Origin of the sequence: Trichocoleus sp. FACHB-40, from assembly GCF_014695915.1 — a bacterium.
Taxonomy (GTDB): Bacteria; Cyanobacteriota; Cyanobacteriia; order Cyanobacteriales; family FACHB-T130; genus Funiculus; species Funiculus sociatus.
Genome location: NZ_JACJPF010000057.1, coordinates 1 through 15859, shown reverse-complemented (window position 1 = coordinate 15859; position 15859 = coordinate 1). Strand labels below are relative to the sequence as shown.

Annotated in this window: 13 protein-coding genes; 6 read left to right on the top strand and 7 right to left on the bottom strand. The window is 43.5% G+C overall.

The genetic code is table 11. The features are described from left to right. Positions 1-88 precede the first annotated feature (88 nt). Positions 89-1318, bottom strand: coding sequence for an ISL3 family transposase (locus H6F63_RS13050; protein WP_190638008.1), 1230 nt, complete (start codon positions 1316-1318; stop codon positions 89-91). Between the two features lie 387 nt (positions 1319-1705). Next, entirely contained in the window at positions 1706-2932 is a 1227-nt protein-coding gene (locus tag H6F63_RS13045; RefSeq protein ID WP_190637949.1) for a TetR family transcriptional regulator, read from the bottom strand. Between the two features lie 188 nt (positions 2933-3120). On the opposite strand from H6F63_RS13045, the gene H6F63_RS13040 reads away from it, so the two are divergent. Next, on the top strand, positions 3121-3960 hold the full coding sequence (locus H6F63_RS13040) for a fatty acid desaturase (protein ID WP_190637947.1): 840 nt from the start codon (positions 3121-3123) through the stop codon (positions 3958-3960). Positions 3961-4040: 80 nt separating this feature from the next. Here H6F63_RS13040 and H6F63_RS13035 read toward each other — a convergent pair whose 3' ends face one another. Beyond that, positions 4041-4769: a winged helix-turn-helix domain-containing protein gene (locus H6F63_RS13035; RefSeq protein WP_190420314.1), complete on the bottom strand. Its 729-nt coding sequence runs from the start codon at positions 4767-4769 to the stop codon at positions 4041-4043. Between the two features lie 241 nt (positions 4770-5010). On the opposite strand from H6F63_RS13035, the gene pcrA reads away from it, so the two are divergent. Further along, on the top strand, positions 5011-7332 hold the full coding sequence (gene pcrA / locus H6F63_RS13030; RefSeq protein ID WP_190637945.1) for a DNA helicase PcrA: 2322 nt from the start codon (positions 5011-5013) through the stop codon (positions 7330-7332). 142 nt (positions 7333-7474) lie between these two features. Here the strand turns inward: pcrA and H6F63_RS13025 are convergent, their stop codons facing one another. After that, complete coding sequence (locus H6F63_RS13025) at positions 7475-8755, bottom strand: FGGY-family carbohydrate kinase (protein WP_190637944.1); 1281 nt, start codon at positions 8753-8755, stop codon at positions 7475-7477. Between the two features lie 124 nt (positions 8756-8879). On the opposite strand from H6F63_RS13025, the gene H6F63_RS13020 reads away from it, so the two are divergent. Beyond that, positions 8880-9656 (top strand): Uma2 family endonuclease, encoded by a 777-nt coding sequence (locus H6F63_RS13020; protein WP_190638007.1) that lies wholly within the window; start codon positions 8880-8882, stop codon positions 9654-9656. Beyond that, entirely contained in the window at positions 9656-9913 is a 258-nt protein-coding gene (locus H6F63_RS13015; protein ID WP_190637942.1) for a hypothetical protein, read from the top strand. The genes H6F63_RS13020 and H6F63_RS13015 overlap by 1 nt, the downstream gene beginning before the upstream one ends. On the opposite strand, the gene H6F63_RS13010 is transcribed toward H6F63_RS13015, so the two are convergent. Continuing rightward, positions 9903-10151, bottom strand: a complete 249-nt coding sequence (locus H6F63_RS13010) for a hypothetical protein (protein WP_190637941.1) — start codon at positions 10149-10151, stop codon at positions 9903-9905. The two genes, H6F63_RS13015 and H6F63_RS13010, sit on opposite strands and share 11 nt — an antisense overlap. 75 nt (positions 10152-10226) lie before the next feature. On the opposite strand from H6F63_RS13010, the gene H6F63_RS29385 reads away from it, so the two are divergent. Beyond that, entirely contained in the window at positions 10227-11717 is a 1491-nt protein-coding gene (locus H6F63_RS29385) for a pentapeptide repeat-containing protein (RefSeq protein ID WP_242019737.1), read from the top strand. A gap of 400 nt (positions 11718-12117) precedes the next feature. Next, positions 12118-14091 carry an acetate--CoA ligase gene (gene acs / locus H6F63_RS13000; protein WP_190637939.1) on the top strand — a complete coding sequence of 658 codons (1974 nt, stop codon included), beginning with the start codon at positions 12118-12120 and terminating at the stop codon, positions 14089-14091. A gap of 117 nt (positions 14092-14208) precedes the next feature. On the opposite strand, the gene H6F63_RS29380 is transcribed toward acs, so the two are convergent. Both H6F63_RS29380 and H6F63_RS12990 read right to left on the bottom strand, forming a co-directional pair. After that, the gene (locus tag H6F63_RS29380) at positions 14209-15237 is read right to left on the bottom strand and encodes an AAA family ATPase (protein ID WP_347276794.1); all 1029 of its coding nucleotides are present in this window, start codon (positions 15235-15237) and stop codon (positions 14209-14211) included. 47 nt (positions 15238-15284) lie between these two features. Beyond that, the gene (locus H6F63_RS12990; protein ID WP_190637937.1) at positions 15285-15701 is read right to left on the bottom strand and encodes an AAA family ATPase; all 417 of its coding nucleotides are present in this window, start codon (positions 15699-15701) and stop codon (positions 15285-15287) included. Between the last annotated feature and the right edge of the window lie 158 nt (positions 15702-15859).

Sequence of the window (15859 nt, the reverse complement as noted above, 5' to 3'; positions counted from 1 at the left end):
ACGTAAAGATTTAGGTCGCAGAAAAATAAATAAGCGCAAGATAAGTAGATATCAGAAATTAAGGCTCTTCAGTACTTAGTATGCTAGTTCAATAATTAAAATGCCAAGTAAGCAAGCATCTAATTCGGTAATTTTCAAAATTTCTAAACCCATAAGCAGAGCGTTTAATCAACTTGAGCTTATTGTTGATACCCTCAACAACACCACTCGTAGTTCGGTTGTCAAAGTAAGCAATAATTTCATCCAACCAACGGATAATAGTGTTCCGACTGTCGGGAAAATATTTTTTCGCCCTTGATAGCCATATCCCTAGCCTTAATAATCCCATTAACCAATTATCACTCTGCTCAAAAACTTTGCGGATTTCCTCTTTTAATTCATGCCTTATTTTCAGTTCAGCAGATACCTCTTTAACCTGGATAAGTTTATTTTTTTGCTCTTCACTCAGGTCTTCCTCGTTCTTTAGTAAGGCATATTTACTTTTGTTTAACCCCTCTAATATTTGCTCATTTTCTGCTTTGTCTTCTGAGGTTTTTGCTGTTTTAATCAAATCTTCTGTTTTTCTTTTCTCTCGCTTCCTTTCGATATCTAACTCCTTATTTATTTGTATCATCACATGGAATCTATCTGCGACTACTTGAGCATTCGGCATTAGTTTTAGTACTAAATTTTTGTAACCTTTCCATAAATCTATACTTACTTCTTCTATGTTCTCTAAGACCTCTGTACCCCATTCGCTCATTACTTGACTAATTTCTGATTGTGTCCTGACTGGTAAAATACCGATTAATTTAGACTTATCTAAGTCTATTAATACTGCACAGTAATTTCCTTTTCCTTTGATTAGCGCTATTTCATCAATTCCTAATCTCTTCAAATCGGTGGGTTTTGCTCCTAATAGTTCTGATGCTGCATCTTTTAACATCCTTTCTATCTCTTCTGTTGTCACTACTCTTTTTTTCGCGACACTGTGGATATCGTTCTCTAGTACTTCTTGTAGGATAAGACTTGCTAGCAGTTTTGTGTAAATCCTTCTTCTTCTGATAAAATCTAAGTCTTCACTAAACGGCTTTCGACATTTTTCACATTTGAATTGTCGCCTGTTAATTTCTAAAAATACTGGCTTTTCTCCCCAAGGTAAATCTTTAACTATATATCGATGATTTTGATGAACTCTATGACTTTTTGTTCCACAACGAGGACAAACACTTTCTCTTTCGATTGGCTCAAGCTGTAAAATTATCCCAATCCCTTCATGCTGGCGCTGCGAAATTACTTTTATTCCCTCTATATTCAGAAGCTCCGTTAGAAGTTTGATTTCCTTTTTTCTGGTCATAACTGTAAATGCATCCCAACAGCTCTTTTCTTTTGTCTATAGCCAATACTAAATGCGCCTCATGTGTCAATACCCATCGGGATTGATACCCTATTAGATACACTAAAGTTATCTCTCTTTTTCTTATTGGGCTATGTATTTAGCATACTAAGTGCTGAAGAACCGAAATTAATTACACATCAAATGCTATTAAAAGCCTTATCTGGCAATGCAAAGTTGTGTAATTTATTCTGCACAGGTACTTGTTTATAATGTATTTTATGAGCAAGTAACAGGCGTTGGGGAGCCTTACTGAAAAAACGCTTAATTTTGGTATGGTTTTGAGTGAAAATTATGTCAGACAACATCTATACAAGATATTCCAACTAATTAAGTTTTTTGATCTAAGCGAATTGCTTGTTCTAAAGCTGCTTTCTCTTTAGCTTTTTGGATATAAGGCTCAAGCTGGCGATTTTCCCAACCTGTCAGAATTTGCATATCTTCTAAATTCATTCCCCGCATTAACATTTCGACGCACCAGGTTTGTTGGACTTGCTCAATAGTGGGCGATCGCCCTTCTGGTGCAATCAAGTCAGTTGTTAATTCCTGCCACAGGTGGCGAATTTCTGCTTCAGTTAAAGGCTGTTGGGCGGCATTGATAAACAAGGCAGAGTGTGTATCTTTGCGACTTCTCAACCATTGTGTTAGCGGATTTTTCTGATACGTTCCATAGCGCTTCCCCATAATCCACTGATTGACGGGAACTTGGCGAATCAACCCTTTAGTAATTTGTAAAAACTGTTGATCGCGATCGCTAATATAATGCGATCGCTCTAACTGAGCAATCTCTGCTGGAGTCAATCCGGCACCAAACAGCACGTAAACTAAAGCATACTCCTGCAAACCCTGCTTTTTAGCCTTTTGCAGAATACTATGAACCAGTTGGGCAGGCAAATCTGCAATCTTATTGGTTGCTAAAGATGCCAGTTGAATTGCATGAGAAAGAGTCACCGGGTTCGGCGCAACTGCACCCTGAAGAAACAGAGTCACAAGATTTTTTAAGAAATCCTCCCTGTCTTGCCAAAGATCGTGAAATTCGCTGGTGAATTCAATCACGGCATATCCTAACAACATACCATTGAGCAAACTGGCAAGTTTTTCGGCGGGTAGGTGCGCCTGCAATTGCCCGCCATCAATAACGGCTTGGAGGTATTCCGCCACATAGCGATTAGCTTGGGTAAAGCCGCGTCCCAATGCCTCGCGGTTCTCGGCTGGGTACTGTCCGGCTTCACCCACGACCGAACGTACCATTTCTGGCACTCGTTCTAGCGCCTGCAAGCAAGCATCGGCATACTCTTTGAGAGCTTGTTCTAGGCTACTGGCTTGATTCGCCTGCTGCACCAGCGTTTGACCTAACTGGGCAAATACCGCAGCTTCTTGAATTACGGCTAACAGCAAGCCGTGTTTATTGCCAAAGTGACGAAACAGGGTGACTTCATTGACATCTGCTAATTCTGCAATCTGTTTGGTAGTCGTTTCGGTCACGCCTTGGGCGGCAAATAGCTTTAATGCGGCATCGATTAAACGTTGCCGGGTGGGATTTCGCGGAGTTGACATAAATACAATGCAAGCGTTACTTGCACAAACTGCAAAAAGTTGTTAAAGTAATGTAAGTAGCACTTGCATCTCTTCTTTCCACTGTACCTTGCTAAACCGGCAAGTGTACAGCCAGTGAAGAGAGCAAATCAGAAATCAGCGCTGTACTCAATGGTGCTGATGGATGTTAGTCACCTTTGAGGATTTTCATGACTTCTAATACGGAAACGGCTCCCAACAGGGGTGAATATGGCACCCTGTCTTGGATAAATGTGGCCTTCTTCGGTGCATTTCATGCACTGGCATTATTAGCACCTTGGTTCTTTTCCTGGTCGGCGCTGGGCGTAGCGATTTTTTTACACTGGCTGTTTGGGAGTATTGGCATTTGTTTGGGTTATCACCGATTGCTAACGCACCGCAGCTTGCAGGTGCCAAAACCTCTGGAGTATGTAATTACTTTCATCGGATCGTTAGCACTGCAAGGCGGGCCGATCTTTTGGGTAGGTGGACACCGGATGCACCACCTACACACCGAGGATGTGGATAAAGATCCTTACTCTGCGCGACGAGGATTTTGGTGGAGTCATATGCTGTGGTTGTTTTACCCGCAGGGAGAAACTTTCGACTATGAATCTTACAAGCGCTTAGCTCCAGATTTAGATCGCGATCCCTTTTACCGTTGGCTGAATAAGAACTTTTTGCTGCTTCAGCTGCCGTTAGGACTTTTACTTTACCTGCTTGGCGGTTGGTCGTTTGTAATTTATGGCATATTTGTGCGAGCAGTTTTACTGTGGCACAGCACTTGGTTGATTAATTCGGCAACCCACATGACAGGCTACCGCACATTCACCTCTGAGGACAATTCCCGTAATCTTTGGTGGGCAGCATTGCTTACCTACGGCGAAGGATGGCACAATAATCACCATGCTTATCCGAATGTGGCGAAGGCAGGATGGCAGTGGTGGGAAATCGACATGACTTGGTGGGCGATTACAATCCTGAAAAAGCTGGGTTTGGCACAACGAGTAGTGATGCCACCAGAAGGATAATCTGAAAAGCTAAGAAGTTTTTCTCTTGAGCGATCGCACTCTCTGTCACCACAATATCAGTGAGAAGCGATCGCGCCTGCTTATCCCATTAATTGAACATTTTTATTCTGAGTGGGGCTAGGAGGCTCAAACTTGTAGCCAAAACCCCGGACGGTATGAATAAATATCGGCTTACTAATATTCGGTTCCAGCTTCCGGCGAATTTGACCGATATGAACGTCAACAACCCGTTCATCTGCGACAAATTCATGACCCCAAACGTCTCTAATCAGATCCTTGCGACTCAAAGCCTGTTTGGAATGCTTCGCTAAAAAATGCAGCAGGTCAAATTCCAAGGCGGTTAACGATACAATTTGATTGTCAAACGTTACCTCACGGCTCACCGGGTCAATCACCAACTTCTCAAACACGAAACGCTTCCGTTCCTCCGGATGGACTGGAGGCTGGAGGAAACGCAAAAGAGCCTGCACTTGTTTTTCCAGTAGTCGCAGATGGAAAGGCTTGGTAACATAGGCATCAGCCCACTCTAATCCTGTAACTTGGTGTTCTACATCCGCCAGTCCGGTCAGCAGCATGACAAGAGTACCCGTGCGGCTTTTTTTCATTTGCTGACAAACCTCATAGCCGATAATGTCAGGCAAAATTACATCTAGAATCACCAAATCGGGTTGGAATTGTTCAAACCTTGCCAAAGCCGTCTTACCGTCTCCAGCGGACTCCATTAAATAATTTTGCTGACCTAAAAAGCGATAAACTAAATTCCGAATAGCAGGATCGTCATCAACCACAAGAATCTTTTTGGGAGCTATGCCTGAATCATCGGGTCTAGGCTGATTAAAATTTTCGACCATTACACTTCCCTCCTCCACTGCTACAAGTTTAGTGCCGACAAGATTGCTATTTTGGTGTGTAGAGCCTATTGCACCCCGACAAACTAGAAAAGTAAATCGTTCTTAACCGAGTTTAGATACCATAGTGTAGCCTTGCCAATAGCGACTCTACCCGTATGCTGAAAAGGCGCACTTGCGATCGCATCCCTCCAGTCTAACTATGACTACCACTACTAACTTCCTTAGCCACCTCAACCCCAGTCAACGCCTCGCCGTCGAACATTACGAAGGCCCCTTGCTTGTCGTTGCTGGCGCAGGGAGCGGCAAAACACGAGCGCTAACTTATCGAATTGCTAATCTAATTTTGCAGCACGGGGTAGATCCGGAAAATATCCTGGCGGTGACTTTTACCAATAAAGCCGCACGGGAAATGAAGGAACGGATGGAAAAGCTGTTCGCCGCGCAGTTAGCGGAGAAGCAATACGGTAAGCCGTTGTCAGCGTTACCTGCGGATGAACAAACCCGGTTGCGATCGCGTGTTTACAAACTTTACATCAAAGATTTGTGGATTGGCACCTTTCACAGTCTTTTTTCCCGGATTCTCCGCTTTGATATTGAGAAATATCAGGATGAGAAAGGACGCAAGTGGACGCGAAATTTTTCCATTTTCGACGATTCTGATTCTCAAAGTTTGGTAAAAGAGATTGTCACCAAACAACTAAACTTGGATGAGAAAAAGTTTGAACCGCGTTCGGTGCGCTATACCATCAGCAACGCCAAAAATCAGGGATTTTCTCCTCAAGAGTTTGCCGCCGAGCAACCGAATTTTCGCGGACGGACGATTGCTCAAGTTTACAGTCTCTACCAAGATAAACTTGCAGAAAATAACGCCCTAGACTTTGACGATTTGATTATGGTTCCAGTCAAATTGTTTGAGCAAAACGAGCAAGTCTTAGGTTACTGGCACCGCAAGTTTCATCATATTCTAGTAGATGAATATCAAGATACCAACCGAATTCAGTACGATTTGATTCGCTTGTTAGTAACAGATGGAAAAACGGAAAAAAGCGAATGGAGTTGGCGCGATCGCTCGGTTTTTGTAGTTGGTGATGCGGATCAATCCATTTATAGTTTCCGCATGGCAGATTTCACAATTTTGTTGGAATTTCAGGATAACTTTGGCGACGGTTTGCCAGATGACGACACCCGAACAATGGTAAAACTGGAAGAAAACTATCGTTCCAGAGAAAATATTCTGCAAGCGGCTAATCAGTTGATTGAAAATAATACTCAGCGCATTGACAAAGTGTTAAAAGCAACACGCGGCGCTGGCGAACTTATTTTTTGTTACAAAGGCGACAATGAAATTGCCGAAGCCGAATTTGTCGTCACTCAAATTCGCCATCTAGAACACCAAAATCCCGAATTAAATTGGGGTAGCTTTGCCATACTTTATCGCACCAACGCTCAATCTCGCGCTTTTGAAGAATGCTTGGTGCGCGGCGGTGTACCTTATACAATAGTCGGGGGTTTGAAGTTCTACGACCGGAAAGAAATTAAAGATGCGGTTGCATATTTGCGTCTAATTGTCAATCCTGCGGATACAGTTAGTTTGCAGCGAGTGATTAATACACCACGACGTGGGATAGGCAAAGCTACATTAGATGCGATCGCGGGCGTTTCCCAAGAGTTAGGCGTGTCGATGTGGGAAATCCTCAAGGATGAGACTTCAGTTAACACATTAGCTGGACGTGCTGCCAAAGCGATCGCACGTTTTGTCGAAATGATTTGCCACTGGCAGAACCAACTAGAAATCCTACCAGCATCGGAAATTGTTCAGGGAATAATGGAAGATTCTGGTTATATTCAGGATTTGAAAACCCAAGGCACCGATGAAGCGCAAAACCGACTAGAAAACGTCCAAGAACTTTTCAACGCGGTGCAACAATTTGAACAAGAAAATGAAGACACAAAATTAGAAAGTTTCCTCCAAAATGCTTCCTTATCTTCTGACTTAGATGATTTGAAAGAAGGAGAATCGCGCCTTTCCATGATGACATTGCACTCTGCCAAAGGTCTAGAATTCCCAGTAGTGTTTTTAGTAGGAATGGAACAGGGATTACTACCCCATACGCGCACCTTAAACGACCCAGCGCAACTAGAAGAAGAACGGCGTTTGTGTTATGTCGGCATCACCCGCGCTCAAGAAAGATTGTATCTCACCCATGCCAGCGAACGTCGCCTATGGGGTTCCCGCGAACCTGCTGTTAGTTCGCAATTTCTCAAAGAGTTACCCAAAGAATTACTAAGTGGAATAACGAAAGTTAATCGCACCACCGCCCCGGCAAAATCCCAAACGCCGACAACCAATGGTAATCATAATTGGAAAGTAGGCGATCGCGTTCTTCACTCAGCCTTTGGCGTTGGTAACATCACCCACATTTTCGGACAAGGAAACAAAATCTCTGTAGCAATTAAATTTCCAAGCGTCGGGCAAAAAATCATCGATCCCAAAATTGCCAAACTGCAAAGAGTCGAGTAGCTATAGCAATTCAAGGGTTGGGTGCGATACATCTGTAGGGACATGGCAATGCCATGTCCCTACCAAGGTGGCGGAAACAAAACAACCGCGATATATTCCACCCAACCGAGAAACGCTATAAATATACATCCGCCAACGCGGTTCATTCCTCCGCGCCTGGGCTGTTCCTATTTATACCTCTAGCCAAAAGCGCACTACCATAAGCAGCTTCAGCATGAATTGGTGTAACAATCGGCACCTGAAGATAGCGCGCACGAATTGCAGTCCAAACAGAATTTTTCGCACCACCCCCAGCGGTATAAACTCCACTCAACTGCGTGCTACCCAACTGTTGTAATAATTGATAACCTCGTGCTTCAATTCGGGCAATACTTTCCAACAAACCATGCAGAAATTCTACTGGATTATCTGGACGCGGTTCTAGTTTTGGTGGTAAATGGGGGTCATTAATAGGGAAGCGATCGCCCTCTTTTAATAACGGATAATAATCAAGTAAACTTTCTTTCTCTGCATCAATCTGACAGCTAAGACTTTCCAACTCCGCATCAGTAAAAAATTTTCGCAGTACCGCACCACCAGTATTAGACGCACCGCCAACTAACCACAAATTCCCTAGTCGATGACTGTAAATTCCATATCGCGCATCATCAACACGAGTGTTACTCAACAACTTCAGCACCAGAGTAGAACCTAGCGAGGTACTAGCTTCACCGGGAGACTTAGCACCACTGGCGAGAAACGCCGCAATACTATCAGTTGTGCCAGCACATACAACGCAATCTTTCGGAAATTCAAAGTTAGCAGAAATCTCAGATTTTATTTCAGCAACAGGTGTACCAGGGGCAAGAACTTTGGGAAGATCAACTGGTAATTGCAGATTTTCCAGCCATTCAGGATAGCACAAAATTTCGACATCGTAACCCAATTTCAAAGCATTGTGATAATCGCTTATTCCTATTTTTCCATGCAACAAAAACGCCAACCAATCCGCCTGATGCAGGAAATAATTTTTCTTATTTTCCCCTTTCTCAGGTGGGAGCGCCTTTAGATACCAGAGAAGTTTTGCCAGGCTGGAAGTAGCGCTTAATACTGTGTGATTAGGTGGGGCAATTTTCTGCAAATTATCCATCATTTCCACCCCCCGCGCATCGTTGTAGAGGATAGGTTCAACAACAGGATTGCCAGCGTGATCGCATAACATTACAGTAGAAGAAGTTCCGTTGAGCGCGATCGCTTTTATTTCCCTTCGTAGTTCTACAGGAATTTGCGAAATCAGGGAAAACAAAGCGTTCTCCCAACTTGCAGCTAAATCAGCCGCCGCTGCAAAAGGATATTGCGCCTCAGCATGGATATTACCATCCGCGTCAATTACTATAGCCCGTGCGCCAGAAGTGCCGAAGTCTAAGCCGAGGTAGAGATTCATAACCCGCTCTAATCCTGCTTGATATCCTGTACTATATACGCATTAAATATTGGTCGTGACTAACACCACTCGTCAAATCCCTCAAATAGATCCACCCCTTTCGCCTCGGCAAACATTGCCGACGATGTACGATCTACCAAGCGAAGATCCAGAGGAAGAGCGTTTGCCAGATCAGTATCACGGTTATCAGCCAGACATTTTAGATGATACCTTCAAGCCATCTAACTATGACTTTGACGAGATATTAACTGCTACAGATTTACACATTTACTACAATCTTAACCACACCAACTGGTACAAACGCCCAGATTGGTTTGCCGTTGTAGGAGTTTCCCGACTCTACGAAGGTTTTGACCTGCGAATGAGTTATGTATTATGGCAAGAACTGGTTAGCCCATTTGTAATAGTAGAGTTATTGTCCCCCAGTACAGAAGATGAAGATTTAGGTCGGACTGTGCAACAGCCAGGGAAACCGCCGACTAAATGGCAAGTTTACGAGCAAATTCTGCGCGTTCCTTATTACATTATTTTCAGTCGCTACACGAATGAGTTGCAACCGTTTCACTTGGTTGGCGGTCATTATGAACCTATGACACCACATGAAGAGGGACTGTATCCGGTTCCAGAACTGGGGCTAAGTTTTGGCTTGTGGCAAGGTACTTATAAAGGTGTTAACCGCATTTGGTTACGGTGGTTTACACAGTCGGGAGAGATGATTCCTACTCCCGAAGAGGAAAATGCAGCCGCTCAACAAGAAGCCGCCGCCGCTCAACAAGAAGCCGCCGCCGCTCAACAAGAAGCCACCGTCGCCCAAGAACGAGCTAGGTTAGCCGAGGAGCGTGCTGAACGACTGGCGGCGAAACTGCGCGAGTTAAATATTGACTTGGACGATCTTGGTTAATGTTGTGGAGCGCGATCGCATCTTCACGTTTGCGAGTACGACTGAGCGATCGCATCCGCCTTATCTACTCAACTCCTCAATCGGCTCTCAAACATTTAATGGAAGCGCGTAACCTCAAAGAATTCGATTTAGTAAGTATTTTTGGAGCTTTAGATTTTACTTCAGGAGTTATCAATGGCAAACTAAGTATTAGCCGAAGACAGGCTGAGATTCTAGGAGATTTCTTTCATGTTGCGCTTAAGCTGTTCATCGGTTAAAGAAGCGGAAATACTGTGCAAAGCGATCGCGTCTAGCAAGTTTTGGCTGATGTTGCGGGGGATGCGATCGCTTGTACTTCCCTCCGTAATTCTGGTAAATTTGCCCTAAGCTGGCAGCAAAATCTGACGGCGACGCTTCAAAGTGATATCGTATCTCAAATTGAATAGTACCATTTGCATTAATTAATACAGTCCGTGTGTCAGAGGTGTCGCCATCCATATTGAGGTAGAATTTCATATTATACAAATCGCTTTTTCGTTCTTTAGCATCTTTGGCGCTGCTTTCCGATAGATACCCTCAACTAAGCTGAACATGAATATCAGGGACTTCTTATTATCGGCTCCTAGCCAGAAAAGGCACAAACGCAATCTACTAGAGAATGTCGAATTGGGATTGTTGGTAGTTTTTGTAATTGTCTCATTCATAGCGTTAATTTTTGATGAAATTATCTGGGCTGCTATACCGCTGATTCCATTAATGGGACTGAATATATATAACCGTTATCGGTTAGATCGGCTGACTCGCCAAAGTCTCGCCAGAGTTTCAAAAATAAAAGACTTTATAGAGAAGCAGGTTGAGGAATTAAAAACCGCGATGCAAAATCTGAATCAAAATTCCCAAAATCCACAGCCAACTGAGGGTATAGAGCATTTAGTTTTGGCAATGCAGAATCTACAACCGCAGCTCGATTTTCTAGAGCAATCCATTGCACCGATGAAAGAGCAATTGGAAACTTTAACTCAGCAGTTTAACGAGCAGAATCAGGTACAACAGCAGGAAAGTTTGCGGGATGCGATAACTTCGTTAAGCAACGCTAACGTGCAACTATCCCAAAGAATCGCAAAGCTGCATCAGAAACTCAATCAACTACCGCCTTCCCCACAAACGCTAGTAATTAATTCGGATTCCAACTCTTTACCAGAAAACAGTCCAGTTACAGCTAGTGAAAATCTACCACCGGAGTTGATAGAAACGCAACTAATTAATTGGAAAAATATTCGCAATGGCGCATCTGATATAAATACAGAAACTCAAAATACCACCGAATTAAACCAAACAGAGATAGAACATCAATCGCCGGAGTTGATAGAAACGCGATTAATTAATCTGGAAAATAGCTCGGATGGTGCATCCGATATAAATCCGGAAACTGAAAATTTTCCTATAAATTCGGAAACTGAAAGTTCCCCCGAATTAAGTCAAGAAGGAATAGAATATCAATCGCCGGAATTGATAGAAACGCAAGTAATTAGTCGGGAAAATACCTCGAATGGTGCATCCGATATAAATCCGGAAACTGACAACCCTTCTTCAAAAAAAAATAGAGTTACAGCTATAGACGCTGAAGAACTTGTGAGGCGATATGAAGCTGGAGAAAGGGATTTTACCGGAGTTAACTTAGCGGACGCAAAGTTAAGCGATCTATGCTTAGAAGGAGTTAACTTGAAATATGCAAATCTGAGTAGAGTTAACCTCAGAGGAGCAAGACTGCATAGTGCTAAATTAGATGCAGCCGACTTAATTGCTGCGGATCTGCGTGGCGCAAACTTCTATCAAGCATCCCTTGAAGGTGCAAACTTAACTCAAGCCGATCTCCGCAAAGCAAATTTGTGTGATGCTTGTCTTCGGGGAGCTAACTTAGCCCAAGCTGATTTGTGTGGAGCAAACTTGTGTGATGCTTCCTTTAGTGGGGCGAACTTAAAAGGAGCAAAACTTCACCCGTCAGATATGTTGAGAACACAGCTTCAAGGGGCAACTATGCCTGATGGTACAACTCAAGAATGGGTAATGCCGATATCTTGAAATAGCTGGTGAAAAAGAGTGTTTAGGAAGAAGTTTGAGGCGAAGGAATCACTTCCAAATATTATCTATGCTGTTTGCAACTGAACATTCTGTAATTTGCAAATAGCTTTCAGAACTTGTACAAACTGAATTGCAAGCTCAAAATCAATCAGGTTCACTTCTGGTAATATCTCATAAGTGTAGTCCGCGCAGGCGCAATACAGTTTACTTATAACTAACAATACAAACCTGCGGAGGAAGAAAACCCAACCTATAACTGAAGCCGCAAAGCTTTATTGTAGTCCGCCCAGGCAAGCTTCGTTTGTTCGCCCCTGACTTTAGTCGTCGGGCTTAACGAAACTAAAAACACTTTTGGGCGAATCGGCGTTCAGAATGGTTTGGAGAAGTAACTGCGAAAACTATGTCACAGCCAACGATAGAATCAATCCTGCAAGAAAAACGCCTATTCAATCCGCCTGCTGAATTTTCACAAAAGGCACATATTAAAAGCCTGGAGGAATATCAGCAACTTTATAATCGCGCTAAAGCCGATCCCCAGAAGTTTTGGGCGGAATTAGCAGATCAAGAGTTGCACTGGTTCCAGAAGTGGGATACGGTGCTGGATTGGCAACCGCCTTTCGCCAAGTGGTTTGTTGGGGGAAAAACAAATATTTCCTACAACTGCTTGGATAGGCATTTAACTACTTGGCGCAAGAACAAAGCCGCTTTAATTTGGGAAGGGGAACCGGGAGACTCGCGCACTTTAACTTATGCCCAGTTGCATCGGGAAGTTTGTCAATTTGCCAATGCTTTGAAACAGTTAGGGGTGGAAAAAGGCGATCGCGTCGGGATTTATATGCCGATGATTCCGGAAGCCGCGATCGCTATGTTAGCTTGTGCCAGAATTGGTGCAGCCCACAGCGTCGTTTTTGGCGGTTTCAGTGCCGAAGCTTTGCGCGATCGCTTAATCGACGGACAAGCCAAGGTGGTGATTACTGCTGACGGCGGTTGGCGCAAAGATGCGATCGTTCCCCTCAAGGAGCAAGTCGATAAAGCTTTAGCCGATGGCGCTGTCCCCAGTGTGCAAAACGTCCTAGTTGTCAAACGCACCGGACAAGAAATTTATATGCAGACCGGGGGACGCGACCATTGGTGGCATGAGATGCAGCCAACTGTCTCAGCCGATTGCCCTGCCGAACCGATGGATAGCGAAGATATGCTGTTCATCCTCTATACCAGCGGCAGCACAGGCAAGCCAAAAGGCGTTGTGCATACCACTGCTGGTTATAACCTCTACACCCACATGACCACCAAGTGGATCTTCGACCTTCAAGATACCGATGTCTATTGGTGTACCGCTGACGTAGGCTGGATTACCGGACACAGCTACATTGTCTATGGCCCCTTGTCCAACGGTGCCACCACCGTAATGTACGAAGGTGCGCCGCGTGCCTCAAATCCCGGCTGTTTTTGGGATGTGATTGAAAAGCACGGTGTCAACGTTTTTTATACCGCACCGACTGCAATCCGCGCTTTCATCAAGATGGGCGAAGAGTTACCCAACGCCAGAAATCTCTCTTCTCTGCGATTGCTGGGAACTGTCGGAGAACCGATTAACCCGGAAGCGTGGATGTGGTATCACCGCGTTATTGGTGGCGAAAAGTGTCCGATTGTTGATACCTGGTGGCAAACTGAGACGGCTGGCATTATGATTACGCCGCTACCAGGGGCAATTTCCACTAAGCCTGGTTCTGCTACCCTTCCCTTCCCTGGAATCCTCGCTGATGTCGTGGATTTGGAAGGCAACACAGTCCCCAACAACGAAGGCGGCTATCTAGTAGTTAAGCATCCTTGGCCTGGGATGATGCGAACCGTCTACGGCGACCCCGATCGCTTTCGTCGCACCTACTGGGAACACATTCCCCCGAAAGATGGGCAGTATGTCTACTTTGCTGGAGATGGTGCCAGACGCGATGAGGATGGTTACTTCTGGGTAATGGGACGAGTAGACGATGTGCTGAATGTATCTGGACACCGCTTAGGTACAATGGAAGTGGAATCCGCTTTAGTTTCTCATCCTGCCGTTGCTGAAGCTGCGGTAGTGGGTAAGCCGGATGAACTCAAAGGGGAAGAGGTAGTAGCTTTTGTTACTTTAGAGGGTACGTATAGTGCCAGCGAGGAACTGAGTAAAGAACTCAAAAAACACGTTGTAGCTGAGATCGGCGCGATCGCGCGTCCTGGCGAAATTCGCTTCACCGACTCCTTACCCAAAACTCGTTCGGGTAAGATTATGCGGCGCTTGTTGCGAAATCTCGCTTCTGGTCAAGAAGTCTCTGGCGACACCTCTACGCTAGAGGATCGTGGCGTGTTGGATAAACTCCGAGAAGAAGCCTGATTGAACAATCAAGACGAGATAATCTCAACTTTGTAGCAACATCTAAGGGGTGGGCATCCCGCCCACTCCTTACTGGTAGGGCTTCTCCGAGAGATTTTGTCAATAGAATCCAGATATTCACACCCCTAAATGTAATTCTGTTTTTTTGGCTTCTAACCAATCATAGACTGGAGCAGAAAACTCTTGCCAGCTATGAGATTGGGATGCAACTTGAATGAGGCGATTTAAAGCAATTTCTTCATTAAATCCAAGCTGCTCAGTGAGTAGCTTAACTAAATTGTGATGATTGCCAGCATTAATAATATCAGATGCTATACTCCTAATTTCTTCATTTTCTGGATTAGCTTGCTCTGTCAATTCATTTATTAATTTGAAGATAAATTCCTCAGGCTTCATATTCTGATCAAGATTAAACTGTTTCATACTTTCTAATACTTGCTCTCTTATTCCCTCTATTGTTGAACCATGTCCAGTCACCACCCCTTCTATTTGTTTTTTCTTTTCTTCAGAGGTGACATACACATCCCCGTCTAGTACAAATAATGAATTACTAATTGATTGACTAGAAAGAGCAAGCCCGCCAGAAACAGTAAATACATTTATGGCTGCACCATACTTATTAATCCGTACGTCTTTAGAAATTCCAAGTGAGCTTGCAATATGTCTTACTATTGCTTCTGCAAGAGCATCTTCAACATACACTTCAAGCGATCTAACTGCCTTGCCAGTCATACGACGAGTAATATCTGGAGTTGTATTTGGCATACAAACTGTACGGGTTTTCGTTTGATGAATATGTCTCAATTGCACTTTATCTTTAAGTCCAAATAATTCAGTATTATGAGAAGTAAATATTATTTGATGATTCTTGTCTTTGGCTCGCTCAAAAAGTACATTAATTAATCTTTCGAGAGCATCAGGGTGCATGAGTAAGTCAATTTCGTCTATTAAAATTAAGCTATAGTTTTCTGGAGACCTAAAAACTGTATCGAGGATTGCGAACACTCTTTGTTCACCTGCTCCCATAGTGAGTGCGGAATATTGGGTTGCACCAGATTTAACACCTAGAATAGTTCGGTTACGATACTCATGTACGTGTAAACTATCGTAGTTTTTATTTAGAACATATCCAGCTTTATCTCGAATTAGTTTATCTACTGAAGTAGTTTGTGTTGTTGTAATATATTTAATTTTTAGACCTTTTTTTCGGTTTCAATTACCGGAACGCAGGTTTTTATACCTAGAAACTTAACGTATCTTTCAGGTCTTCTTTCATAGATCACCCATCTATCCTTTTTTTGGTATTGCATTAAAACTTTCTTGTGATTATTCTTGCCATCCCCGTAACTGTGAGTTATTGAAAAGTCTGAGCCAGACCAATCGAAGTGATTAGTTGGCGGAAAAAACATAGGAAACTTATAATTATCATGGTCTTTATTTATAGGTTTATATACGCAGGCTAGTGCATGAAGTATTGTTGATTTACCACTACCGTTTACTCCCATGAGAGATATCAAGGGAGAGCCTTCAAAGTCAATAGATACATTAGAAATATTCTTAATTTTTTTAATATCTATCTGATGAAGAATCTGACTATGTACTACTGGCATTACATTATCCTCTAAAAACAATTAGGCTACCCTGCAAGCCTAAGATAACGTGAGTTCGGGATAAAAAAGGGCGGAGCAGATACGCTGAAAGTGCTGAGTTCTCAAGTATCTACCCGCCCATGCTTAGTTTAGAAGCTTTGTTTTGTCACGTCGATGAT

Bases quoted from the DNA above. Each gene is read 5' to 3' on its own strand.
- H6F63_RS13045 (WP_190637949.1), bottom strand. From the start codon at position 2,932: ATGTCAACTCCGCGAAATCCCACCCGGCAACGTTTAATCGATGCCGCA.
- H6F63_RS13040 (WP_190637947.1), top strand. From the start codon at position 3,121: ATGACTTCTAATACGGAAACGGCTCCCAACAGGGGTGAATATGGCACC.
- pcrA (WP_190637945.1), top strand. From the start codon at position 5,011: ATGACTACCACTACTAACTTCCTTAGCCACCTCAACCCCAGTCAACGC.
- H6F63_RS13025 (WP_190637944.1), bottom strand. From the start codon at position 8,755: ATGAATCTCTACCTCGGCTTAGACTTCGGCACTTCTGGCGCACGGGCT.
- H6F63_RS13020 (WP_190638007.1), top strand. From the start codon at position 8,880: ATGTACGATCTACCAAGCGAAGATCCAGAGGAAGAGCGTTTGCCAGAT.
- H6F63_RS13015 (WP_190637942.1), top strand. From the start codon at position 9,656: ATGTTGTGGAGCGCGATCGCATCTTCACGTTTGCGAGTACGACTGAGC.
- H6F63_RS13010 (WP_190637941.1), bottom strand. From the start codon at position 10,151: ATGAAATTCTACCTCAATATGGATGGCGACACCTCTGACACACGGACT.
- H6F63_RS29385 (WP_242019737.1), top strand. From the start codon at position 10,227: ATGAATATCAGGGACTTCTTATTATCGGCTCCTAGCCAGAAAAGGCAC.
- acs (WP_190637939.1), top strand. From the start codon at position 12,118: ATGTCACAGCCAACGATAGAATCAATCCTGCAAGAAAAACGCCTATTC.
- H6F63_RS12990 (WP_190637937.1), bottom strand. From the start codon at position 15,701: ATGCCAGTAGTACATAGTCAGATTCTTCATCAGATAGATATTAAAAAA.